The organism is Psychrobacter sp. BI730, assembly GCF_013414195.1.
In the GTDB taxonomy this organism is placed as follows: Bacteria; Pseudomonadota; Gammaproteobacteria; order Pseudomonadales; family Moraxellaceae; genus Psychrobacter.
In genome coordinates, this window is the sequence record NZ_JAATTV010000006.1 from 164893 (window position 1) to 189748 (window position 24856).

The 24856-nt window shown below is 42.7% G+C and carries 17 protein-coding genes; 6 read left to right on the forward strand and 11 right to left on the reverse strand.

Annotated elements, in window-relative coordinates:
- Window positions 1-116: 116 nt before the first annotated feature.
- Together lpxA and HCZ91_RS06320 are read left to right on the forward strand one after the other, a co-directional pair.
- Window positions 117-896, forward strand: coding sequence for an acyl-ACP--UDP-N-acetylglucosamine O-acyltransferase (gene lpxA, locus HCZ91_RS06315; protein ID WP_101206170.1), 780 nt, complete (start codon window positions 117-119; stop codon window positions 894-896).
- Between the two features lie 302 nt (window positions 897-1198).
- Complete coding sequence (locus tag HCZ91_RS06320; protein WP_102094408.1) at window positions 1199-2551, forward strand: sodium-dependent transporter; 1353 nt, start codon at window positions 1199-1201, stop codon at window positions 2549-2551.
- A gap of 125 nt (window positions 2552-2676) precedes the next feature.
- On the opposite strand, the gene tgt is transcribed toward HCZ91_RS06320, so the two are convergent.
- On the reverse strand, window positions 2677-3828 hold the full coding sequence (gene tgt, locus HCZ91_RS06325; protein ID WP_179798712.1) for a tRNA guanosine(34) transglycosylase Tgt: 1152 nt from the start codon (window positions 3826-3828) through the stop codon (window positions 2677-2679).
- A gap of 321 nt (window positions 3829-4149) precedes the next feature.
- Here tgt and HCZ91_RS06330 point away from each other — a divergent pair, with 321 nt between their 5' ends.
- A complete protein-coding gene (locus HCZ91_RS06330) occupies window positions 4150-4743 on the forward strand; it encodes a heme-binding protein (RefSeq protein ID WP_257019989.1) in 594 nt (197 codons plus the stop codon).
- Between the two features lie 64 nt (window positions 4744-4807).
- Here the strand turns inward: HCZ91_RS06330 and asd are convergent, their stop codons facing one another.
- Window positions 4808-5941 carry an aspartate-semialdehyde dehydrogenase gene (gene asd, locus HCZ91_RS06335; protein WP_179798714.1) on the reverse strand — a complete coding sequence of 378 codons (1134 nt, stop codon included), beginning with the start codon at window positions 5939-5941 and terminating at the stop codon, window positions 4808-4810.
- Window positions 5942-6380: 439 nt separating this feature from the next.
- Here asd and HCZ91_RS06340 point away from each other — a divergent pair, with 439 nt between their 5' ends.
- Complete coding sequence (locus HCZ91_RS06340) at window positions 6381-7511, forward strand: endonuclease/exonuclease/phosphatase family protein (RefSeq protein WP_179798715.1); 1131 nt, start codon at window positions 6381-6383, stop codon at window positions 7509-7511.
- Between the two features lie 477 nt (window positions 7512-7988).
- Here HCZ91_RS06340 and HCZ91_RS06345 read toward each other — a convergent pair whose 3' ends face one another.
- Window positions 7989-9380 carry a peptidylprolyl isomerase gene (locus HCZ91_RS06345; RefSeq protein ID WP_179798716.1) on the reverse strand — a complete coding sequence of 464 codons (1392 nt, stop codon included), beginning with the start codon at window positions 9378-9380 and terminating at the stop codon, window positions 7989-7991.
- Window positions 9381-9536: 156 nt separating this feature from the next.
- Window positions 9537-12620 (reverse strand): LPS assembly protein LptD, encoded by a 3084-nt coding sequence (lptD, locus tag HCZ91_RS06350; protein ID WP_179798717.1) that lies wholly within the window; start codon window positions 12618-12620, stop codon window positions 9537-9539.
- 381 nt (window positions 12621-13001) lie between these two features.
- On the opposite strand from lptD, the gene HCZ91_RS06355 reads away from it, so the two are divergent.
- Together HCZ91_RS06355 and murU are read left to right on the forward strand one after the other, a co-directional pair.
- Window positions 13002-14105, forward strand: coding sequence for a phosphotransferase (locus tag HCZ91_RS06355; protein ID WP_179798718.1), 1104 nt, complete (start codon window positions 13002-13004; stop codon window positions 14103-14105).
- Window positions 14106-14151: 46 nt separating this feature from the next.
- Window positions 14152-14889, forward strand: a complete 738-nt coding sequence (gene murU, locus HCZ91_RS06360; protein WP_179798719.1) for an N-acetylmuramate alpha-1-phosphate uridylyltransferase MurU — start codon at window positions 14152-14154, stop codon at window positions 14887-14889.
- 182 nt (window positions 14890-15071) lie between these two features.
- Here murU and HCZ91_RS06365 read toward each other — a convergent pair whose 3' ends face one another.
- The 7 genes from HCZ91_RS06365 to HCZ91_RS06395 all read right to left on the reverse strand — a co-directional run bounded on the left by HCZ91_RS06365 (window position 15072) and on the right by HCZ91_RS06395 (window position 24614).
- Window positions 15072-15188 carry a DUF2474 domain-containing protein gene (locus HCZ91_RS06365; protein ID WP_101206161.1) on the reverse strand — a complete coding sequence of 39 codons (117 nt, stop codon included), beginning with the start codon at window positions 15186-15188 and terminating at the stop codon, window positions 15072-15074.
- Between the two features lie 95 nt (window positions 15189-15283).
- The gene (gene cydB / locus HCZ91_RS06370) at window positions 15284-16300 is read right to left on the reverse strand and encodes a cytochrome d ubiquinol oxidase subunit II (protein WP_114700807.1); all 1017 of its coding nucleotides are present in this window, start codon (window positions 16298-16300) and stop codon (window positions 15284-15286) included.
- Window positions 16300-17781: a cytochrome ubiquinol oxidase subunit I gene (locus HCZ91_RS06375; protein WP_218870075.1), complete on the reverse strand. Its 1482-nt coding sequence runs from the start codon at window positions 17779-17781 to the stop codon at window positions 16300-16302. The genes cydB and HCZ91_RS06375 overlap by 1 nt, the downstream gene beginning before the upstream one ends.
- A gap of 466 nt (window positions 17782-18247) precedes the next feature.
- A complete protein-coding gene (locus tag HCZ91_RS06380; RefSeq protein WP_257019990.1) occupies window positions 18248-20725 on the reverse strand; it encodes an alpha/beta hydrolase in 2478 nt (825 codons plus the stop codon).
- 305 nt (window positions 20726-21030) lie between these two features.
- Entirely contained in the window at window positions 21031-22155 is a 1125-nt protein-coding gene (locus tag HCZ91_RS06385) for a hypothetical protein (RefSeq protein WP_179798721.1), read from the reverse strand.
- Between the two features lie 236 nt (window positions 22156-22391).
- Window positions 22392-23030, reverse strand: a complete 639-nt coding sequence (gene coq7, locus HCZ91_RS06390; RefSeq protein WP_201571247.1) for a 2-polyprenyl-3-methyl-6-methoxy-1,4-benzoquinone monooxygenase — start codon at window positions 23028-23030, stop codon at window positions 22392-22394.
- Between the two features lie 252 nt (window positions 23031-23282).
- Window positions 23283-24614: an MFS transporter gene (locus tag HCZ91_RS06395; RefSeq protein WP_179798722.1), complete on the reverse strand. Its 1332-nt coding sequence runs from the start codon at window positions 24612-24614 to the stop codon at window positions 23283-23285.
- Window positions 24615-24856 lie beyond the last annotated feature (242 nt).

Below are 24856 nucleotides of genomic sequence, written 5' to 3' on the forward strand. Positions count from 1 at the left end.
AATAAACAGCTATATGTAAACTCAACAACATAACTGGTATTAGCTTCGTTAGTAACACTGAAATAGTGATACTTTTTTATTATTTACTCGCATCAAATGATACAAGGGCCCATCTTATGAGTCAGATTCATCCTACAGCACTCATCTCACCGTCCGCGCAGATTGACGAGACTGCTATCATCGGGCCCTATTGTATCGTTGGTGATGAAGTATCAATTGGTGCGCATACGGTTTTGCATAGACATGTCGTTGTGACTAAACTGACTCGTATTGGCCAACACAATGAGTTTTATCAATTTGCGAGTATTGGTGAAGATCCTCAAGACTTGAAATATGCAGGTGAGCGCACTTGGCTTGAAATCGGCGATCACAATACGATTCGTGAAGCCTGTAGCCTACACCGTGGTACAGCGCAAGACGGCGAGCTGACTAAAATCGGCAGTCATAATCTACTGATGGTAAACACCCATGTCGCACATGATTGTGTCATTGGCGATCATAACGTACTGGCTAACAATGTCGGTGTAGCGGGGCATGTGACTATTGGCGACCATACCATCATCGGTGGTAACTCAGGCATACATCAGTTTTGTACAGTAGATGACTATAGCTTGATTGGCGGAGCCAGCCTCATTCTAAAAGATGTGGCTGCATTTACGATGGTATCTGGCAATCCAGCAAAGGCTCATGGACTCAATATCGAAGGCATGCGCCGTAAAGGTTGGTCAAAAGAAACCATTAATGTATTGCGTCAAGCGTACCGTACGATTTTCAGATCAGGTTTGACCACGGTACAAGCGTTGGAAGTCTTACATAATGAGCTATTAGCTAAAGAGCCAAAAATTCAGCTACTTATTGATTCATTACAAAATAGCAGCCGCGGTGTTGTACGCTAAAGAAAGCATAACTCGATTAATGATGAGTTTGATACTTTTAATCAGCTAAATTCTTATGGAATGAAGGCGAATTAGATAAAAGCCATAACTATTTGTTATGGCTTTTTATATTTATGAGCACTTGACTTTTTTGGTCGCTTAGCAGAAACTGAGCGTTTACGATATTGTAATCAATTCTTTCTTAATGTTGCTGGGCGTTTCACATCGAAGCGTTTACTAAATAGTTCAACGGTAAGGCCGACTATTTATGTTGATCAAGGAAGATTATCAGTAACGTTAATTGAAGCACGAGGACGGAAAAAATGGCTATCAATAAACAAGAACATGCCCAATGGAGCTCAAGCTTTGGCTTCGTATTGGCAGCAGTAGGCTCAGCAGTTGGTTTAGGAAACATATGGAAATTTCCATACATGGTTGGCGAAAGCGGTGGTTCAGCTTTCGTTATTGCTTATTTGTTCTGTATCGCGCTGGTCGGTTTTCCAATATTAGTTGCTGAATGGTTAATTGGTCGACGTGGTCAAAAAAACCCAGTCAATACTTTTTCAGACGTAGCAGCGACTGAAGGTAAGTCACGTAGCTGGGGCATCGTTGGGGCTACTGGTATCTTAGGTGGCTTCTTAATTCTATCGTTCTATAGTGTGATCGGTGGTTGGGCGCTTAATTATATCACTAAAGTTGCAACAGGTAGCTTTGCTGGTCAAGACAGTGATTCTGTTGCTGCAACCTTTGATGCTATGCTTGCATCAGCTGGTACATTGACGATCTGGCATACGGTATTTATGATTTTAACCGCTGTCATCGTTGGTATTGGTGTGACAAGTGGTATCGAAAAAACAGCTAAGATTTTGATGCCATTATTGGGTGTGATTCTGTTTGTTATCGTTGGTTATAACGTGATGAACGGTGGATTTGGTGAAGCAGTTGCTTACCTATTTACGCCAGATCTTAGCAAACTAACGGCTGATGTTATGCTTGCAGCATTAGGTCATGCATTCTTCACCCTATCAATTGGTATGGGTATTATGGTCGCTTATGGTTCGTATTTGGGCCGTGAAGTCAACTTGCTAAAGACAGCACGTACCGTTGTTATTTTGGATACGGTTATTGCGTTGGCTGCTGGTCTTGCCATCTTCCCAATCATCTTTAGCAACGGTCTAGATCCTGCATCTGGTCCTGGTCTTATCTTTGTAAGCTTGCCAATTGCTTTCGGTAGTATGGGTGCGGGTACTATCATTGGCGCATTGTTCTTCTTACTTATTACCTTTGCCGCTATTACCTCATCTATCTCGTTACTTGAGCCAACCGTTGAGTTGTTAGAAGAGCGTACATCGATGAGTCGTACTGTATCGACTATCGTGGCAAGTACAGTAATCTGGTTGCTAGGTATTGCAGCATTGCTATCGTTCAACCTATGGTCTGACTTCACTATTATGGGTAATGGTATCTTTGATGCATTAGATAAGCTTACTAGTAAGTTCCTATTACCTCTAACCGGTCTGGCTGCAATTGTATTTGTTGGTTGGAAAATGGATCAACGCAACATCCAGCAAGAGCTTGGTTTATCTAATGGTACATGGCAGCTGTGGCAAATCGTTGCGAAATTCATCGCACCAATCGCTGTTATTGTAGTATTTGTGACGTCATTGATGGGATAGTAGTCAAAGGACACTATTCGAATCATTAAATGATAAAAGCATCATAGAAAAAGGGCTTAAGATTATTCTTAAGCCCTTTTTTATTTCAACAGATTTAGATAACAAGTAGTAAATATTAAACAGGATTAACGCAAGTTCAACTCAGGAACTGTTTGACCGCGTTTGGCATAAAACTCGCTGACAAACTCATCAAATTTATCTTGCTCGATAGCATCTCTAATACCCTGCATCAAACGTTGGTAATAGCGTAAATTATGAATAGTGGCTAACTGAGCACCTAGCATCTCTTTACACTTATTAAGATGGTACAGATAAGCACGGCTAAAGTTTTGGCAAGTATAGCAGTCGCATTCAGGATCTAATGGGCCTTCATCGTTGCGATATTGGCTATTACGAATACGTACCACACCAGCATTGTCTGCATCGCCCGTCACAAAGTAATGACCGTTACGCGCGTTACGTGTTGGCATCACACAGTCGAACATATCCACGCCGCGGCGTACACCTTCAACTAAATCCTCAGGCTTACCAACACCCATAAGATAGCGTGGCTTATCTGCTGGCATATCGTCAGGCAGGTAGTCTAGGACGTCTATCATCTCTTCTTTAGGCTCGCCAACTGATAGACCGCCAATAGCATAACCATCAAAGCCGATCTTTAACAGACCTTCAAGTGATTGCTGACGCAAATCAGGGTACATACTGCCTTGCACGATACCGAACAATGCGTTGGTACTGCCCAGTCTGTTGTGCTCATCGATACAGCGCTGTCCCCAACGTAATGATAGCTCTAACGACTTTTTTGCTTCATCATGAGTGGCTGGATACGGTGTACACTCATCGAACTGCATGACGATGTCTGAGTTCAAGCTGTACTGAATCTGCATAGATTTTTCTGGTGAGAGAAATACCTTTGCGCCATCGATAGGAGATTTAAAATTTACGCCTTCTTCGGTAATTTTACGCATTGCGCCGAGGCTGAATACTTGGAAACCGCCCGAATCGGTCAAGATAGGCTTGTCCCAATGCATAAACTTATGTAAGCCACCGAATTTATCAATGACTTCAGTACCCGGACGTAACCAGAGATGGAAGGTATTGCCCAAAATAATATCAGCACCGATGGCTTCGATATCACGTGGCAGCATGCCTTTGACCGTACCATAAGTACCAACAGGCATAAAAGCAGGCGTTTGCACGTCGCCATGATTGAGATGAACCGTACCACGGCGTGCACGCGTTGCACCGCTGGCCGTTTTATGTAAGACAAATTGCATATGATAACCGCTATTTAAGCTATGAAAATGGCGCTAATTATAGCATTGTTAGCGGTTTTTTTGGACATGGATATTTAGTGGTATCGATACATAGTTAATATGTTCTTTAGGGATTTTATTTGACATCCCTTTTTCATAACCAAAAAATACAGATAGCACGCCAAAAGACACAGACAGTGCTAGAGGTCTATTGATACAGTAGAAGTTATACAGGTGAGGTAATAATCATTGCCACACCATGCTTTTAGATGCTGGAGACATGACATGAAAAAGACAGCTTACTTATTATTGAGTGGTTTATTATTGATATCAGGAGGGGCTATGGCTACTGAAGAGCCGAAATATACGGTGTTGACCCAAGTAGATGACTTTGAGCTGCGTCGTTATGATGAGCAGCTAGTAGCGCAAACGTGGGTGAGTGGTGACCAAGACTCAGCAAGTCGTGAAGGATTTAAGGTTTTAGCGGACTATATTTTTGGTAATAACACCGCACCAAGTGGCGACAGTAGTAAAATCAGTATGACGGCACCTGTCACGATGCAAGCTGATAACAAAAAAAGTGATAATAAGTCACAGAAAATTGCCATGACAGCACCAGTCAGTATGCAACAAGACGATGGTAAGTGGCGCGTGCAATTTACGATGCCTAGTAAATATACGCTGCAAACACTGCCTAAGCCGAACAATCCAAACGTTGAGATTATAGAAGTACCGGCACAGACGTACGGTGTGATTAAGTTTTCGGGATTGGTAGGTAGTAAAAAGGTCGCGAATAAAACGGAAGCGCTGCAAACATGGATGCAAGACCAGAGTTTGACGCCTATAGGCGAGCCTGAATTGGCACGTTATAACCCACCTTGGACGCTACCATTCTTACGTCGTAATGAGGTGATGATTGCGTATCAATCTAAATAGTAATCGATCCATAAAAAAAGACAGCAATCGCTGTCTTTTTTGTGCTTCATCTAAAGTATCTGAGTTAGACGTTTTGCTCACGGATGATATTAAGCATACGACGTAATGGTTCTGCTGCGCCCCATAACAACTGATCACCAACGGTAAAAGCACCTAGATACTCAGGGCCCATATTAAGCTTACGTAAGCGACCTAGGGCAACAGTTAAGGTGCCAGTCACTGCCACTGGAGTTAGGCGATTCATAGTAGCTTCTTTGTCATCTTCGACCAAGTCCAACCACTCGTTGCCACTGTTTTTAAGTGCAGCTTCGATTTCTTCTAGCGGAATGTCTTTTTTTAGTTTGATCGTTAAACCTTGCGCATGACAACGCATGGCACCGACGCGTACACACATGCCATCGATAGGAATCGTACTGGCTTCATCATTACCTAAGATCTTATTGGTCTCGACGCCGCCTTTCCATTCCTCTTTTGACTGTTTGTTTTCTAGCTGTGCGTCGATATAAGGAATCAAGCTACCTGCCAGTGGTACACCGAAGTATTGTGTAGGGAAGTCTGCTGAACGCTGAGTCTGAGCGATTTTTTTATCAATCTCAAGAATAGCACTAGCAGGGTCAGCCAATTCGTCTTGGACGGCATCACGTAACACACCCATGCCATTGATGAGCTCGCGCATGTTGTTTGCGCCAGAGCCACTAGCGGCTTGGTAAGTCATGGCGCTGACCCATTCGATCCAGCCTTTGTTAAACAGCTCACCGATAGCCATCAGCATCAATGATACGGTACAGTTACCACCGATGAAGTCTTTTTTGCCGTTGGCTAAGGCACTATCAATAACGTTACGGTTGACTGGATCAAGAATGATAATGCTGTCATCTTTCATACGTAAGGTACTTGCCGCATCAACCCAGTAGCCGTTCCAACCACTATCACGCAATGGTTGATGGACTTTTGACGTATAGTCACCACCTTGGCAAGTAATAACGACATCACAAGCAGCAAGTGCTTCAATATCATGAGCGTCTTTTAGTTGGCCGGTTTCAATACCATCGAATTTTGGTGCATCACCACCAGCATTACTGGTAGAAAAAAACACGGGTGTGATACCGTTGAAGTCATTTTCTTCCTGCATACGTTGTATCAATACTGACCCTACCATACCGCGCCAGCCTACCAAACCTACTGTTAAATCACTCATGAAGTTCAATCCTATTTACAATTATTTGTTGCATCGCCAACCGATAACAATGCCGTGAATGGCGCGAAAAAGCAAGGCGTTTTGGCTATTATTTGGTCGTTTTCCATACACTATTAACTATGTCGACTATAACTTTAAGTTATTACTATTGAAGAGATACTTAGCTATCTAACGACCTCAAAAATATAATGTCTAATAAAGCACTCATTACATTGAGTGAGCCAATATTGTAACGTTTTATGATAGTTGTCGCATAATTGAGACTCACCAGTAGGCGAGAATCTTCTGAAATGCTAAAGTAAGTCTCAAACACAATTACTCGACGTTAGTTATTTGATGTCAGGCGGGTTACAAACACGATATTTCTTATCAAACAAAAGCTTAACCAATATACATCATCAGCTCTATCAACACTTTAATCAACGGTTAGTACCTACTTATGGATCTCTCACTATTATATTACGCCTTACAAGGTCTAGCAGGATTCATCGCCTTTGTCACAATCTGGGGCTGGTTGCCACTGGATAACTGGTGGGTGCGCGGTGTTGAGTTTCCACGTATTCAAATAATGGTGCTTGGTATTATTGCTTGGTTTGGCATGTTAGTGTTTTCCTCAGAATGGGAATTAGGGCAGTGGATATTGTTTGTTGTATTGAGCGGTACGTTAGCATTTCAGCTGAGAATGGTACTGCCATATACTAAGCTATGGAAAAAAGAAGTTCAAAAGGCAAAAGATAAGCCAGAAGGGCAAGCGCATCAAATAAAAATCATGGTATCAAACGTATTGACGCCCAATGACGAAACGCAAAAGCTGGTCGATTTAGTTAAGCAAAAGCAGCCTGATATCTTAATTACGTTAGAGAGTGATAAGAAATGGGAGCAAGCCTTACAGCAAGTCGAGTCTGACTATCCCTATACCGTGAAAGTGCCACTAGATAATTTATATGGTATGCACTTGTATTCTAAGCTTGAGCTGATTGATCCTGAAGTTAAGTATTTGATGATAGATGATATACCGTCTATCCATACACAATTGCGTTTGCAAGGAGGCCGCGTCATTTGGTTATATTGCTTGCATCCCATGCCGCCTAGCCCAACTGAAGCTGATAAGTCCACCACACGTGATGCTGAGCTACTCATGGTAGGTAAACATATAAAAGAAAACGACCAAACGGCGATACTGGCAGGTGACCTCAATGATGTCGCATGGTCAAAAACTACTCGACGTTTCCAACGTATCTCTGGCCTGCTAGATCCTCGTATTGGTCGACATTTCATTAATACCTTCCATGTTAAATATCCATTTCTGCGTTGGGCTCTAGACCATATCTTTCATAGTGCCTGCTTTACGGTAGTTGATATTCAGCGTATGCCATCCGTAGGATCTGATCATTTCCCTGTGATGACTACCTTGCAATATGAGCCAGAAGAGGCAAGCAAGCAAGAAGGCAATGCGCCTACTGCACAAGCAGAAGATATCCAAGAGACTGATAACAAAATCGAAGAAGGCAAGAAAGAAGGCGAAAAAGTGTCAGAAGAGCACAGACAAGAACAGCGCAGTTTTGGTTGATAAAAGAGGCCGTTTATTAGCTGTAATGTATAGAGATAATGTAAGCATATGCTTACGCAAAATAGAGTCTTTAGCTTCTATCGGCACCAAATTCATTGGCCTATAATACATCCATCAACACAAGGATACGCATGGATGTAGTGTTGAGACAGTATCAATAAAAGCACAGGTCAGCCCGCTGTCTTATATAATACTGTTAAATGACTTAGGATGAGTCAGCACGGAAGAGAGATAATAACAATAACACGAAGTATTGAAACCCTGAACCAATCGCCCTAGGTTCGGGGTTTTTCTTTGTGTGGATTTTGGTTTATCAAGATGTAAACTATTTAACTTTGAGATTTTCTCATCAAAGCTTTCTGTTAAATATTTGACTGCGCAAAATAAAGAAGGGTATATGCCATTGCATATACCCTTCTTTATTTAAATCGATTCAATATTCTAGCTAACTTAATACTATTAGCTTATTGCAACATATCAGCCAAGTATCTGAATATAAGCGCCAGCACGTAGCTCTTGTAACCAGTCTTCTTGAGCTTGTGGTGCTAGGCGTTGATACAATGCTTGACGCGCCATATTGCGACGATATTGCTCGCTAATATCTTGATCGCGCTTACCGTCGACTTTTAGGATATGCCAACCAAACTGTGTCTTGAATGGCGCAGAGTAATCGCCAACCGCCGTATTCTTCATTGTGGCTTCAAATGGACCAACCATATCTTCTTCGCTAACCCAATCAAGATCACCGCCACGTCCCGCAGAACCTGGGTCGTCTGAATACGTTGAGGCTAAGCTAGCAAAGTCAGCGCCGCCACGAAGCTGCTCGTATAGATCATTGATTTTTTGTTCAGCAAGCGCGTCAGTCTGTAGGTCATCGACTTTGACTAGAATATGGCGAGTATGCCATTGTGGTATCAGCATCGTATTGCTGGCTTTTTTATCAGCAAGCTTGATGATATCAATCCCTTCAGGAGTCAATAGTGGCTCGCTTACAGTACCAACGTCTAGCTTGGTAATTTTGCTAGACAGCTCTGTCGGTAACGAGGCTGCCTTGTGAAAGCCCATATCTCCACCTTGCAATGGAATCGGATAGCTACCTTGGCTAGCAGCAACGGCTTCAGCGACGTTGACATTTGGCTCAAGCAAACGCGTACGTAATGCTTGCGCGACTTTTAATGCTTCTTCACGTTGAGCGGCCGATAGGCGACTATAGTCATCTATATAAGGCACACGTACGTGAATGGTTTGATATTCGCTTTGATTCAGACGTTTGGCTTCAGGGGAGGCCAAAAATGCATCAATGTCTTGCTCGCTAATACGTACTCGGCGAGTAATTTGACGCTGCTGAAGCGCTTGGATAGAAGCCTCTTCGATCAGTTTGGCACGTAGATTGGCATAACTACCAGGTTGTGCGGCATCTAGACGTTGCTGCAATGCTGCGATGCTATTAAGGCCTTCAGCTTGAGCGATTTGACCAAGACGTTGATTGATCTCTGCTTCATCAGCAGACAGTCCCGCACGTTTGACCATAGACAGTTGTAGTTCACGCAAAATAAGCGCGTTTAACACTTCAGACTGTAGTTGTGCTGAGTTTGCGATAGGCTCACCAGCAGTTTTGGCACGTGCTTGAGTTTGCTCGATAGCATCAACCAGTTCGCTTTTTAAGATAGCATTTTCATTGACTAGGGCAATAATACCGTCTGTGCTATTGGCTGGCGTCAAGCGATCAACTGAGCTTTGCGCAGCAGAAGTAGAAGCTTGAGCCGCTGCAGGTTTGACAGTAGCAGCGTTGGCACTTAACGCAAGCGTAAGGCCTGCCATAGATAGCAATACTGCTCTGCTAGTCTGACGTAAAGAAAAAAATCTCATGATGCTCCTCATCAATGTCATTGCATCGGATGGTAGTCGGTCAACTCTATCCAATACTCTTAATAATAAAATATTCGACAGCGTTTCCCATAATAGGGGTTCAAATAGTGTCTTATAAATATTTACGTAAATAACTCTAATCTAGCAAAAAACTGGTTAGTCTTTCCATGCCGTCTGTACAGGTTCAAAGCCCAAAATCTTATCAGCAAGCAATCGTGTCAAGCGGCTACTACCGCTGCCAAGACCATTTAATCTAACTTCTGCCATAATAGCTTGTGTTGGCTCGTCTTTTACGTTTAGGTCATTGTAATAGCGGCGACCATAAACAGCAAAGCCGAAACAGCAGTCTTCATAATCAACGCCAATGAGTGAATCAAGCATTCTGTCGCTGTTCAGGTCATATTGACCTTGAGCCAATATTCGCCAGCTGTTATTGATAGGGAAAACAGCGGAAGCTGTAAACGCGGATAGTGGCAACTGCTCGGTATTGTCATCACGCTGACGTTTGACATAGCCCACATTAAATAAACTATTATTTGATGGTTGATAACGTAGTTCAGTCGTAATGTAGTTCAAATCATAATTACTGGTTAGGGCACCGCTAACATCAACCCAAAAATTATTATAAGGCTGAGTGCTGGTATCCCATACCATACCTGAAGAAGACGAGGTAAAAACAGGCTGATCGTCATCAAGTGTTACACGTCCATCATCTAGATAGAACTGTTCTGCAATGCTACCATCAAAACGTGTCACACCCGTTGCATCGATGTAACGATAATTGACACCAGGCGTAATAGAATGCAAATCCTGCAAACGATCATGACCTAAGAACCAACTGTCCGAAAACAGCTGCTCATAGTTAATAGAGGCAATACGCGTATTAAAGTTAGGAATGTCGTTTTGGTTCTTATACGGTGAATACGTATATTTTACGCGTGGACTAAGTAAACGATAGCCGCCCATCGTATCGTCAAACGCACCAAATGGTGAGCCCGCTTGATAGAAGTGTAGACCTGCATCGATACTAGCTTGCGGAACAAATACAGATTGACTGCCATCTTCTTCACTAAGCTGATTATCTTCTAAGCTATCTTCATCATATGACGTATATAGATGCTGCAAGCTCAGCTTAGGTTTGATATAACCCCAAGAGGTTTCCATCGGATAGGCAGCACTCAGTTTATTATAAATACGTGCGCCACTTTTTTCGTTTTCAGAACCATCATCGATAGATTTTTTGAAGTATGCAGAATCATGAATACCAGTGATATCGAAGCGCTCAGCCCAAGGCAGGCGATAATTTAATTTGAGCTGTGGCAAGCGTGAATACGGCTTGTCTTTGTCTTCTAACGCTTCACCGCTATCAGTGAAAGCATCTAAAGTCTGGAAGGTTTCGACCTTTAGTTCACCATCGACATAATCATTGTAATAATTGACGCGGGCACGACGTGGCAAGTTTATGGTGCTGTCTGACAAGCCCAACGTATCAAAATCATTAAGGTAATCGGCATCTGATACATAGTTGTATTCAGCGTCAGCGCTTAATCGTGGAACGCTTTTCGACGACCAAGTGTGGTCATAAAACAAGCTGGTACGATCTTCGTCGTCATACTCTTTATCGTTTGGTAAGTATGAACCGTTTAAAATACCTTCCCCATAATTCTCAGTCAGATAACGGAACTCACCTGATAGCATCGGGTTACGGTCAGTATAAATATGCGTGTTAAGAGTGGCATCATAGTTAGGTGCTAAGTTGAAATAATAAGGAATATCAACTTCAAGACCGCTTTCACTACTGACACTGGCACTTGGTAATAAAAATCCACTACTACGGCGACTGTCTATCGGGAAGTTAAAGTAGGGAAGATAAAATACGGGTATATCAGCCACACGGAAAGTAGTGTTATACGCTTCGCCGCGTCCTGTATCGGTATTTAGATCGATACTTTTGGCTTCAAACTGCCATTTACGATTGGTAGGTGGACAGGTACTAAACATAACCTGATCCAGCTCGTATTCACTCTCGTTAGGTTTGTTTAAGCGTTTGGCATAGCCGTGCGCTTGTAGACCGACACTGGCAAACGCCACATCATTGGCCGTTGATTGACCAGTCTCAGTATTGTAATTCAAGCTGTCTGCAACGCCAATTAGGCCGCCTTGTGCCGCTCTATCATTAAAGCTGGCTTGGCCGTTATTCGTAGCTGCATTGTTTGTAGAGACGTTGCTTGTACGCTGTCCAGTCGCATTATCTGTAAACATGACTTTGCCTTGAGCAGCTGCAACGCCATTGCTCAAGTCAATCATGACTTTTTCTGCTTCGATATGCTGAGTGCCTTGGTCAATTTTTACATTGCCTGAGAGCTCAGCGTAATTCACGTTATTGTAATAACCGTAATCAGACTCGGTAAATAAAGGGGCTTGATTGTTCGGAACGCTAGCCACATTTGGTGCTGGTTGTCCGTTTGCCGTACCAGCTTCGTTTACAGCGCGTTGATAATTAGGGTTACTCTGCGGATATACCCATTGACCTTCACAGCGCTGGGCACTGTCCACGGCATTTGGCAACAGACGCAAATCTCTACCGACCTTTGGAATCGTCTGTGCAGCAGGCATCGCATTATTATGAGTATTGTTCGCTTCAGTATTGATAGCCTCATTGTTTAATGTTGACGCATCGGTATCTGGCGTTAGCTCATAAAACTCTGCTAAGCGCATTAGACTGGCTTGAATACTCTTATCATTAAGATCTAGCTTGCCATTGTCAGTTGTTATCGCTTTAGGAACAAAGGCACTGCTATCTGGTGTATCAATGCTTGCTTGGTTGTTAGTTTCTGTATTTAAATTAGCAGTATTAGAAACTTCGTTGCTAAAAGCTTCAGAGTCAGCAGCCTCATTAATATCTGTGATATCTAGGTCATTGTTCTCAGAGAATCTGCTATCTAACGCAGTATCATTTAATAAAGTAGCGTTGTTCGTATTAGCAGAATTAGCATCGTCTGGATAGCTATCATTTAGAATATCTGCTTCTTGATAGCCCTCATTACTTTGAGTACGACTAATACTATTGGCGTCAGTCGCCACACTATTAGACGCATAGCTGCCTGTACTGTCCGTAGTGAGTGGTTCAGTTTTTTGCGTATTGGCATCACCAATGGCAGCACTGACAGTTAGGCTAGATAAACCTAAGGCACCAAATAAGATCAAGCGGATGCTTTGGTAAAGCGGAGAATATAACAAGGGCACACCTATGATTGCAGAGCTTATTGGATTGCATGACTGAGTTTAGTAGCGGTATCACCGAACGACATAAAGCAGTGAACGAGCGACTAAAATATGACTAATGTATTCTCAAAAATTTGGATGTTTTACATATAATGACGACTAATCATAGTCAAAAAAAACCAAATCAGCTACACTATTTACCAAAATTTATAATATAGCCATGCTGATTTTTAAGTAGCGATAGCGATTCTATCCGACATCAAGTATTGAATGATATAGCAATACGTTTGTGGCAGCTTGTATAGCACCGCCGCATATCGCTATTTTAGCAAGTATTTGTCAGACTTATCACTACTTTAATTATTTATGACTTATATTTAACCAGCGATGCCTAATATGACTGACAAAATGACTTTAGAGACTGATATGATCGATGAAAATAACAACCGCCAACAGCAATTAGAACAATGGTTACAGCAAGTATTTTTAGATCAAACATTTAGTCTAGATAGCTTACCTGGTGACGCTAGTGCCCGCCGATATCATCGTATCGAACTATCAGAGACAGACAAAAGCGCCAACAAGCATTATATCGTCATGGACTCTGCTGACGAGCAAGATGCGATGCTGCAGTTTATCAATGTCGCTAAGCTGATGGCACCTGCTGTCAACGTGCCGACTCTGACTGCACAAAATGTAGAAAAAGGATTTTTGGTATTACAAGATTTTGGCACAGTAGAATTTGCCCATTTGCTTATCGATGCAACCGCAGACCAAATCAATGACTACTATCAGCTAGCAATGCAGACATTAGTCGCGCTCCAAACGGTACCAGTAGAAACGGCAAAGTCGCAACACCAGCTGCCAGATTATGACACAGCACTATTAGACCGCGAGATGGATTTATTTAGCGAATGGTTTATGCCTTATATTGGTGTCGCGCTAAATGAGCAGGTTTGGGGAAACCTAAAAACAGCGTTAATGAATGAGATTTTGCGACAGCCACAAGTGGTGGTCCATCGTGATTATCACAGCCGCAACCTTATGCAAGATCAAGCAGATCAATCAAAGTTGGGCGTGATTGATTTTCAAGATGCCGTCATTGGTTCGTATGCTTATGATTTAGTGTCGTTAGTCCGCGATGCTTATGTTGAGTGGTCAGAGAGCCAAATATCTGCATGGATTAATGATTTTTGGCAGCTACAAAAACAAAAAGCACTAACCACTGCTGACAGCGCGGTGCAGTTTGAAAACGATGTAAATGTCATAGGCGTACAACGTCACCTAAAGGTATTAGGGATTTTTATTCGTTTGTCCGAGCGCGATGGCAAAGACCGCTATTTGGCGGATATTCCTAAAGTCATGCGTGATTTGATTATTGAATTAAACTGTCTTGCCGAACATGGCAATGATGAACTAAAGCAATCAGTTATATCGTTTAATCAATGGCTACAAGAGGCAGTGCTACCTGCTTATAAAGAGAAGTTTGCTTCAGCGTAGATGACGCTCAGCTAAATTAATTTAAATAATAAAGATAGGAGCGCAGATGTCTACCTCTACGATTACACAAGCCATGATTTTGGCAGCGGGCAAGGGCACACGCCTACGTCCATTAACGCTTGAGACGCCCAAGCCTTTGGTTGAAGTCGCAGGTCAACCGCTTATTGTATGGCATATTAAAGCACTAAAAGCAGCAGGCATTACCGATATCACGGTCAATGCATCATGGTTGGCAGATAAACTAATGGACGCCTTAGGTGACGGTTCACAGTATGGCGTAAAACTGCATTGGTCAATAGAAGACGATGAACCACTTGAGACCGCAGGCGGCATTTTTCAAGCATTACAATCAGGTAAGCTAAAGGATGAGCCGTTCATTCTGGTCAATTCTGATGTCTGGACTACCTATGACTTCTCTCAATTAACAGACTATACATTGGGAGCGGATCAGCGCGCGCACTTGTTATTGATTGATAATCCAGAGCACAATAATGGTGGTGATTTCGCCATCAATAACGGTCTTGCTAGTGAGCAGCCGGTGGGCGATGCAGATAAGTATACCTTCGCTGGTATTAGCGTAATGTCACCAAAATTGGTAGAGGGGCTGGTATCAGGACAGCCTGCTGCATTGGCACCACTACTAAAGCAAGCAATGATAAAGTTTCAGATTACTGCTGAAGTGACGACAGATAATTGGATAGACGTGGGGACACCTGAGCGTCTAACACAGGTTAATGAGTTTATCGAACAGAATGATATCGAGCATGCAGGTAAACCAAACTGATAAATTTAAGATAAATAAAAAGCAGCGTTGATTATTCAACGCTGCTTTTTTTATGCATATAGAGTTATTTTTTACGACATGTCTAAAAGGTATATTGGCAAGATAGAAATGCAAATTTAACATCTAGCAAGCTATTCATTAGCTAACTAACTAGCACTCAATCGTATGATTAGGCGATTACGCTAAACACCCATGGCTAGTTTAATTAGCTGAGCAATGGTAAACACCACTAAAAACCCTGCCAAATATAGACCCACGAACCATGCCCATTGCGATTGTTTTTTACTGAACTTTTTCATAGAGATCTCCTGATTAGCGTTTGAAGTGTGACTACCATCTATAAACGATGATAGCCATCCTTTTTAGCTGATCCGTTGCCCGCCGCGATTAGCGACTAATACATCGGATTGTGATCAGATTTACCTTTGAAGGTGTAGTAAGCAAATGCCGTATAGCTCAAGATAATCGGCAACATGATACAGGCGCCAATCAGCATGAATGATAACGAAGTATCGGCAGCAGCAGCTTCATAAATCGTCATTTGATACGGTACGATATAAGGGAATAGGGCGAAACAAACCCCAATGTAACCCATTAAAAATAGAGCCACCGTTAGTAAAAATGGACGATACTCACGCTCAGTTTTTAAGTCTTTACGCATGATAAAGAATAAAAGCATGACAATGATAGGCATAGGAGCAAGGTATAATAAATCTGGGAAACTAAACCATCCCTCTAACGCGTCAATGTCTGAGAAATACATAAATGCTGTGACCACAACCATCGCCACTAGTAATGCAGTAAGCATCCATTTAGAAACTTGGCGCGCCCATACTTGTAATGTGTGCTCTGTTTTTATGATAAGCCACGTTGAACCAAGTAAGGCATAGCCGATAATCATGGCAAATCCGCACACAATCGAGAAGGGCGTGAGCCAATCAAATGGGCCACCAGTATATAGACGATTACTGGCTTCTAAACCTTGCACTAACGCCCCAAGCATAATGCCTTGAGAGAAAGTGGCAACGACTGAACCGACAAAGAAAAAGGTATCCCATACATGTCGACGTGAAGAGGATTTAAAGCGAAACTCAAACGCCACACCGCGCATGATAAGACCGAACAGCATGGCAGTCACCGGTAAATACAGACCTGTCATAATGATGCCATAAGCAACAGGGAATGCTGCGAATAAACCACCACCACCTAGCACTAGCCACGTCTCATTACCGTCCCAAAATGGCGCGATAGAGTTCATCATGCGGCTACGGTTTTTATCTGAGCCTGCAAAAGGGAACAAAATACCGCAGCCCAAATCAAAGCCATCAAGCAGTACATAGACAAAGACAGACAAAGCAATCAAACCGCCCCAAATAAGAGGTAAATCTAATACATCACCGAAGTTAAACATTAGCGTAATCCTCCATCATCGACATCATTTGCAGGCTCATCTAAGCCTTCTTCAGTACCTTTGGCAGGATTACTATCACCACTTAATGCGCGGCCTTGGCTCTCAGTCACTGAGTGCTCGTAGAAGTTATCTTCTGCAGGGTCTGTATAAGGTTTCGGCCCTTGAGCAATCAAGCGCAAGATATAAAAACTGCCTGCACCAAAGACAAATATGTACAGCACGATAAAGCCAATCAATGTTGTCGCTACTTGCTGTGCTGCAAGCGGTGACATACTTTCAGCAGTACGAATCACCCCATAAACCGTCCAGGGCTGACGTCCTGTTTCGGTTACGAACCAACCTGATAATAAGGCGATAAAACCAAGCGGAGTCATCATCATCCAAGCACGGTGGAACCATACACTGTCAGTATTGAACTGCTGTTTTTTGAAGTATTTGTATAGACTGAATAGGCCGACCAGTACCATAAGCATGCCAATACCAACCATGATACGAAACGCCCAAAACACGATAATGACGGGTGGTTGATCTTCAGGCGCCCAGTTTTTAAGCCCCTTAACTTCACCATCTAACGAATGGGTTAAGATTAAACCAGTCACATAAGGAATTTTTACTTCGTACTTATTGGTCTGATTTTCTTGGTCAGGAATCGCAAAGAGACGTAGTGCGGCACCGCGCTCATCTTCCCAGAGCCCTTCCATCGCAGCTACTTTAGCAGGTTGATGCTCAAGGGTATTTAGACCATGCTCATCACCAATCAATACCTGCGCAGGCGCAACGAAGATGGCCATAATCATTGCCATACCTAGCATGACACGACCATGCTGACGGTGCTCGGCGTGTTTTTTGGACTGGATATAGTAGGCACCGATACCGCCAATGACAAAGGCAGTGGTTAAGAACGCCGCCGTCACCATATGTGCGAAACGGTAAGGGAATGAGGGATTGAATATAATCTCAAGCCAGTTGGTCGGATAAAGTAGGCCGTCTGCACCCACCATAAAACCTTGAGGGGTTTGCATAAAACTGTTAGCCGACAAAATCCAAGTAGCTGATATCAGTGTACCAATGGCAACAATGGCAGTGGCGGTAAAATGCATGCGTTTGCTGACGCGGCCCCACCCAAATAGCATAATACCTAAGAAGGACGCCTCTAAGAAGAACGCTGTCAATACCTCATAGGCGAGTAATGGGCCTAGAACGTTACCAGCTTTATCAGAGAATACAGCCCAGTTAGTACCGAACTGGTAGGACATTACCACGCCTGATACCACGCCTAAACCAAAGACGACAGCAAATATTTTGACCCAATGCTTGTAGACTTCAGCATAGATAGGTTCACCAGTTCTCAACCAGCGGAATTCAAGCACCGCAAGCCAGCTGGCAAGTCCGATAGAAAAGGCAGGAAAGACGATATGGAACGAGATAACAAAAGCGAATTGGATACGCGCAAGCATCAGCGCATCGAGCTGGTCAATCATAAATGTAGCGAACATAAACGGTTACTCTCATCTGTTAGCTGAATAGCGCTGACTTCCATACAACGCTCAAGTAACTGTCCGTAACTATCCATCGATCAAAGTGGCAAGCATTACGGGCAATAGCTCAGTGACGTGGACTTAGCTCCATTAGACATAAATTGTGGCTAAGTTTGCGACTCACTGTTTAGCTGAATTGAATAATTTATGTCCTTATAAATTTACATATTACTGTCATGTGCTATAGATATATTATGCGCTCACCTAGATATACACGCAAGCAACCCAGTCTGTCTGTTGCAGACCTAAGAGTCATCAAAATAACATAATTCAAACATTGAAAAATAAAATTAATATTATTAAAAACAAAGCAGTATGCGTGAACATACTGCTTATTTGAAACCTATAACTAATATTTGAAGGTTACGATTTATACGTCAAAAACCTTGTGAAATAACAAAAATCTACATCATTCTTGTAGCTGCTTATGCAAAATTCTTCGCAATGTCAAAATGGTCTGCGGATTGGTCTGGATACTATGACCGCCATTGATAATGGTTTCAGACGCAGCACCATCGAGATGGGCACTATTATAAGGAACGATACCATCTGACAAACGCTCGGTCAGTGCTTGACTGATATCATCATTGACTGTCACAGCGGCAACAAGCGGCTCGGGTGGTAGCTGTGATGTCTCAGTATTATCGCTGACATCAACGCTCCCCGTTTCATTTCCAGAATTGTCTTCTACCGCTTGAGACAAATCGATCTTGGCACCGTTTGGTTGCGTTTGTGCCAGTCCTTTAGTGATATCGGCATCATTGTTGGCTATGATTGAATGGTAAGTGATCCGCTCATTAATAGTGATGTCTTTGGTTAACTCTATAAAAGAAGACTTATCACTTAACTGGCTGGCACCGTTCTGCAAATATAACGCGCCCAGTGGGTTTTGCGCCAAGTCGCCTTGTGTTGCAATGGTCGCTAAGTTATCAGTGAATGTTTTGACCAGACCTACAGGTAAGTAAACGATGCGGCGTAGTGCACGGGTGAACCAACGATCTGCATAATCGGTACCACGGAAAGGTGCAGATAGAAAAACAGCAGTGTCTACTTGCGGCAACGCCTGTAGCTCAAATCGTTCCTTTAACTCATCTTCGCCAAAAGAAGTCTTAATCGCGTTACGGATTTGCTGTTTCTCATTGCTAGAGAGGATATCTTTATCATTGAGCTTATCTAAATCATCGACTAAATTTTCATCAGAAAGCATCATGCGAGCGATAATGGCACCCATACTATGACTGATAATCACACTATTTCGACTGGCACGATTTTGTCCATTGGGATCAGTCTGCTGGTAGGTGCTGTTGATTAACTGCTGAATCTGATAACGATTTTCTAAAATAGGCAGATTGGTTGGATAGAATATTTGCCAAACTTGGTAATTATCACGCAGCTTGTCATCATTAAGAATATCGTTGGTTAGATTGACCCAAGTGGCCGGACTAGAGGCTAGCCCGTGCAACATAATCAACACGCGTTTATCAGTATCATAAGGCTCAAGCATGAAGAGTTTGGGCAGCTGAGCATCTGGCTGGCGTGTAATCAAGTTTAAATAACCCACACCATCTAACTGGTTTTCTGATAACCATAAGCCATATCCCGCGGAAAAATTGGCTGCCAGTGGGTAGTCATCATTGAGGATATTGACGGATTCGGTTTGGTACGGATTGTATAAATTAATATCAAGCTTACGACTGCTCAGTGAGTCTAATACGCTATCGCCGTCTGGCTTAATCAGACCCGTTAATAACAGGTGTCCAGTCGGATAAATACGAGAGCTTGGCTCGCTGTCGTCGGTGTTTTTATCTTCATTTGTTAGTCGACCAGATAAGGAGGCGACCAGTAACTGACGGATTGTGGTGGTGTAGCGATCATCCAATGACGCCACCAAACTGATGCCCAAACCAGGGCGCTTACTCACGGAATTGAGACCGGAGAGTCGCAGTTCATAAGTGGATGATAAGTCTGCCAAAGCGGAAGTTTGTTTATGAGCGTTTTGCAGATAGTTGTTTTCGTTGGGCAAATAAATATCAAGGTTATAGTTATCTACTGTCACTTTCATGACTTTGACTTGGTCTGTCGCTTTGCCCTTTAGTGGAGGTCGATTGGCAATCGCTGCTTCATCCGTGTTGTCACGCTTGGTAGAGGTTATTGGCAAATACTCTACCGTCGTATCACCCATCAATTTATTGGCGTTTTCAGTCGATTGATAAATTTGAGTAATAACGTCATTGCTAGCAGCGTTATAAATATCTTGGGTTTGGATATCATTGTCATTCGGAATACGGTTTTGCGCACGATGGCTATTGCTATTTTGCTCTGCACCTTCAAAGTCATGGGTCAGACTGTCATAAAACAGATAGGTGTAGCTGTATTTGACGGCATCAAATAACCTTGCTTGATAATCGGTCAAACACAGGTCAGTCTCTTCTTGCTGTGTTTTTGAATCCTCATTACTTAAAGGCGCATTGGCGTAATACGGATCAAGTGGCGGGCGTGCAAGCGCATTACGACAGTTTTTTGAATCAGATAGTTGACGCGCTTTTGCATAGTGCAGTTCTGCAAAAATAGCTAAGGCAGGCCGATAGTGCCTGTTAAGCATACTATCAGAGAGCTGAGTCAAGCATAAGTCAAATTGCTGCATACAGGCTTGCTCATTCAGTCCTGCTGATAGCAAAGCAGATGTTGTGTCGCTACTTAGCGCATTGTCAGTGACGATATTGCCGCGCTGCGCTGAGATGGTCTTGGCCGAGGCTTGTTTATCGACCGTCACTGTACTACACGCTGGTAGCAATACTGCTGCCGCCAAAAGCATAAGTGACGTAATGGGCAGGGTTTTTTTATTAATATGCATTACTGTCTGTTTGCTAAAGCCAGCGAAAGTCATAAGTCAGTCCAATAAACGGTGGTTATGAGAGTATCAATAATGAAAGTAGCAATTGATAATGAGTGTAGCGCAACTTTTGGCATTAGACTATTCATTTGCAGTTCTACAAAAGCATGTTTTAAAACGAAAGTGTTTCTACTAGTCGAAAAAAAGCGCTTTTGTCTTATAGATATAAAACAAAAGCGCTTGGTATTTAAAGCTTGGATTTAGATTATTTATTAGAGATTTGACCTAGTGAAGGTTTTATTAAACAAATATCTTATGAATCAAACCCTCAATAGCTAATCTCAACAAGTATAAAATTTCTAAGCACCTGGTTTTACACTGATGTCAGGGGCAGGAATATCCCAAATATAGAATTTGCCTTCTTCAACGAGTTTGATTTGTTGAGGAATAACAGTATTGTTAGGGTATTGCCCTTCAAGACGACGTAGGCGCTCTAACGCATTAGCACGGCGGTCACTAAGTAGATCTGACTGTGCCAAGCTTTGTTCTGCTTCGGTGTACCCTAAAGCGACCGCACGATCTAGATACTTTTGACCTTCTTTAAAACCGCCACCTTCTGATAGCATCATACCGTATAAGAAGTTAGCCTCACCACTATCAGGTTGCAGTTTGATAGCGCGATCGACATACTGACCACCACGTACCGTGTAGTCTGAACCCAAATCTAGATTACGACCCATACCGTTTAGCTTAGCGGCACGAAGCAATACATCAAAAGACGCGTCTGGCGACTTGGCATATGGCTCGATCCAATCAGCCAATACTTTGATTTTTTCACGCGTGTAATGGCGCTGTGAGCGGTTAGGGAAGTTTGGTGGATAGTGACGCGCGTTAGGGGACACGTCAGCGATGAAGTCATCTAATAAACTGACATCAAGCTTATCAGTACCTAGCCCTTTTTGTTGTGGAATTAGTACGGTTTTGACAAAGCTCATGTCTGAGAGCTGTACCTGCGGTGTAGGAATATTCGGAAGTTGTCCGCTACGCAAGTCGATACCGGTAGCTGTCATTGGACCAGGCTCATAGACACGAGTAGTGCCGTTCATGACAGGTGCAGCAGCAGGCGACATCATTTGTGGTGTTTGAGGTTGAGCAGTGCTAACAGATGCGTTGTTTTGCAGAGTGCCGCTTAGTTGCATGTTAGTTGTTTGCGCATTAGTCGGCTGGCTGTTGCTCGCAGGTGTTGCTGGCAAGCTTGTTTGAGCGGCATTGGCTTGAGCAGGACTGATAGCTGCATTAGGACGAGCAAGACGAATCACACGTTTGCTTGAATCCATTGCACTAGGTACAGCCGTTGCAGTGGCGTCAGTTTCTGCAGCGTTTACAGGTGCAGATAACAGCATGGCACAGGTTGCAGCCATGACGGTCAACTTTGCAAACTTCGGTGACTTAATAGAGTGGCTACTAGAGAGAATCGCTTTCATAAAAATCGTTACCTTGTTTAATTTATTTGGTTGTTATTCATTGATTGGACGGTAATATAAATAGCGCATTGCTGCAAAATCGTACAAATTTTTAATACCGTAGCAAATTAAGCTTTACGCTATCTGTGGTAGGATTGTTAATCGCTAGAATTAAGCAAACTTACGTAAATCTGTGCAGACGTTGATGAGTAAGAAAGTCGACAACAGCAACTAACCACAGTACCTGTAACCATAAGCTATAAATGATAAGCGGTATCTTTCATGCGATTTGCCATCCATCGCATGGTCCGACGTACTGGGGGAGACAGGGCAGCGCCGCCACTTGCAAGTGCTAGCTCACGATGGTGCAGCTCCTCTTTATCCATTTGTGCCAGTATTTCTTTTGAGCGCTGATCATGTTCAGGTAATTGCTTGATATGATCCTGTAGATGCTCGCTGACCTGAGCTTCTGTCTCCGCTACAAACCCTAGACTAAACTCGTTTGAGATCGCGCCTGCGACTGCACCGAGTCCAAAAGACATACCGTACCAAAGCGGCGTAAATACGCTAGCATGGCTACCAAGTTCGCTTAGACGAGTCTCGCACCAGACCAAATGATCGACTTCTTCTTCGGCCGATTGTTGCATGGCTTGTTTGACACCACTATCTTTTGCGGCAAACGCTTGGCCATGGTATAGACCTTGCGCACATACTTCACCGGTATGATTGATACGCATAAGACCTGAGACGTGCCGCGCCTCTGTGATGGTCAGCTCAGGAATCTCATCGCTACTGACGGGCAACGGCCGCGTGCTTGGATTGGAATGTGGCACGACAGCTCGTAATGCCTTATCGACCCCAAGTAACAACTGGTCAATTTTAGATAAAGGACGCAGGGTCATAACTCACTCCTGATGGTGTTAAAAACTGTCAATAAAATAAAATGTATTACCGTTTAAACGCAACGGCATGATGCGTATTACTATAACAAACAATCCAAATTATCGGCTCGAATATTATTGTCTAGATAGCTCATAAATAATCTATAGATAGTGGGCAAACTACTATAGCTATCATAATGACGAAGTCATAAACGTAACATTAGACTGTATCTATGGAACCAAACTTATTTAAGGCGTTAACCGTATTTACGGCGCTATACCATCGTTGGTTTGGATAACGGCATGCTTAATATGTTTATTGAGTTTGATGTATAAAAATGCACCAAACACTATATTCAATAGCCCTGTCACCAAAAATAGCTGCGGTAGCGTAAATCCTAAAACATTTAAGATAACAATTGCAAAAATCGCTGAGGTAACCATAAATATCGCGTTAAAAATATTATTCGCGCCAACAATACGTGCTCGATGACTCTTAGGTGCGTAGGCTTGCATAGAAGCATATAGCGGTACGATGTACAAACCACCGCTGAAACCTAATAAGAATAAATCCGCGAAGACACGCCAGCTACCACTTATATTAAACAAATCACCGATGCCAAGTAATGTGTCATTATTCACATTTATATCTAAACCTGAAAGTGAAAAATACAAATCAATAGCAAAGATACTTAATCCAGCAATACCAAAAGGCAATAGACGCAAGCTGACTTTGTTTTTGGTCAATGTTTTGCACAGCACCGAACCGATTGACACGCCAACAGAAAACAATGTGAGTAAGAAAATAACGACTGACTCATCACCAAGCAAAATCACCTTGCTGAACTCTGGCACTTGGGTCAAAAACGTCGCCCCATAAAACCAAAACCAGCTGTTACCAAGAATGATAAAGAACAAAAAAGGCAAAGAGTATAAGTAACGAACCGTGGCTAAGCTGGTTGTAATAATATTCCAGTTAATCTTCAGGTCAGGCTGCATCGCTGGCATATTAGGAATATATCGTGCAGCTAAATATCCCAAAACAGCGACAATCAACACCGTGGCACTAATCCAATACAGTGACTGCGATAGCTGAGTCAAAATACCAGCGACAATCATCCCGACCAAAATAGCCAGCGAAGTACCCATCTGAAAAAGGCCGTTGGCGCCGACCAACTCATCTTCTTTCATCGCTTGTGGCAAATAAGCGTATTTAATCGGTCCAAAGAAAGTTGAATGTGTACCCATCAAAAACAACGCGACAAACAGTAGCGCATACCATTCAAAGACAAAGCCGACTGCGGCAACTGCCATGATGACCAGCTCAAGGAGTTTGATAAACTGCGTGAGCTTTGATTTTTCATATTTATCAGCAATCTGTCCTGCCAAAGCAGAAAACAAAAAGTAGGGTAGGATGAATAACATAGCGGCCAAGTTATTAAGGATGCTGACCTCTACACCCAATTTACTGGCGGCAGTATAAGTAAGCACCAATATGAGCGCCTGCTTAAAAATATTGTCATTGAATGCGCCCAAAAACTGGGTGAAAAACATAGCGCTAAAACGACGGCGCTTGAATAACTGAAACTGGTTGGACATGGACATTCCTACAGATAAATCGCGACTGATAGAGAAAATAGCGGCGCTGAACGACAATTTTTTTATGATAATAATCGTCAATTTTATTAAAAACTATATCAAGATATAGCATAGGTTTTATCAATATTAAGCCGTATAATAGCAAGGCTTCGGTGAAAATACATGCAGTCAATGCTATGATTCGATATTTAACTAAGTTATGATTTATAAATTTTATGTGATTGCGTTTTAGGGTATAAATA

Coding starts and splice junctions, on each gene's coding strand:
- lpxA (WP_101206170.1), top strand. CDS start 117: ATGAGTCAGATTCATCCTACAGCACTCATCTCACCGTCCGCGCAGATT.
- HCZ91_RS06320 (WP_102094408.1), top strand. CDS start 1,199: ATGGCTATCAATAAACAAGAACATGCCCAATGGAGCTCAAGCTTTGGC.
- tgt (WP_179798712.1), bottom strand. CDS start 3,828: ATGCAATTTGTCTTACATAAAACGGCCAGCGGTGCAACGCGTGCACGC.
- HCZ91_RS06330 (WP_257019989.1), top strand. CDS start 4,150: ATGGCTACTGAAGAGCCGAAATATACGGTGTTGACCCAAGTAGATGAC.
- asd (WP_179798714.1), bottom strand. CDS start 5,941: ATGAGTGATTTAACAGTAGGTTTGGTAGGCTGGCGCGGTATGGTAGGG.
- HCZ91_RS06340 (WP_179798715.1), top strand. CDS start 6,381: ATGGATCTCTCACTATTATATTACGCCTTACAAGGTCTAGCAGGATTC.
- HCZ91_RS06345 (WP_179798716.1), bottom strand. CDS start 9,380: ATGAGATTTTTTTCTTTACGTCAGACTAGCAGAGCAGTATTGCTATCT.
- HCZ91_RS06355 (WP_179798718.1), top strand. CDS start 13,002: ATGACTGACAAAATGACTTTAGAGACTGATATGATCGATGAAAATAAC.
- murU (WP_179798719.1), top strand. CDS start 14,152: ATGTCTACCTCTACGATTACACAAGCCATGATTTTGGCAGCGGGCAAG.
- HCZ91_RS06365 (WP_101206161.1), bottom strand. CDS start 15,188: ATGAAAAAGTTCAGTAAAAAACAATCGCAATGGGCATGGTTCGTGGGT.
- cydB (WP_114700807.1), bottom strand. CDS start 16,300: ATGTTTAACTTCGGTGATGTATTAGATTTACCTCTTATTTGGGGCGGT.
- HCZ91_RS06375 (WP_218870075.1), bottom strand. CDS start 17,781: ATGATTGACCAGCTCGATGCGCTGATGCTTGCGCGTATCCAATTCGCT.
- HCZ91_RS06380 (WP_257019990.1), bottom strand. CDS start 20,725: ATGACTTTCGCTGGCTTTAGCAAACAGACAGTAATGCATATTAATAAA.
- HCZ91_RS06385 (WP_179798721.1), bottom strand. CDS start 22,155: ATGAAAGCGATTCTCTCTAGTAGCCACTCTATTAAGTCACCGAAGTTT.
- HCZ91_RS06395 (WP_179798722.1), bottom strand. CDS start 24,614: ATGTCCAACCAGTTTCAGTTATTCAAGCGCCGTCGTTTTAGCGCTATG.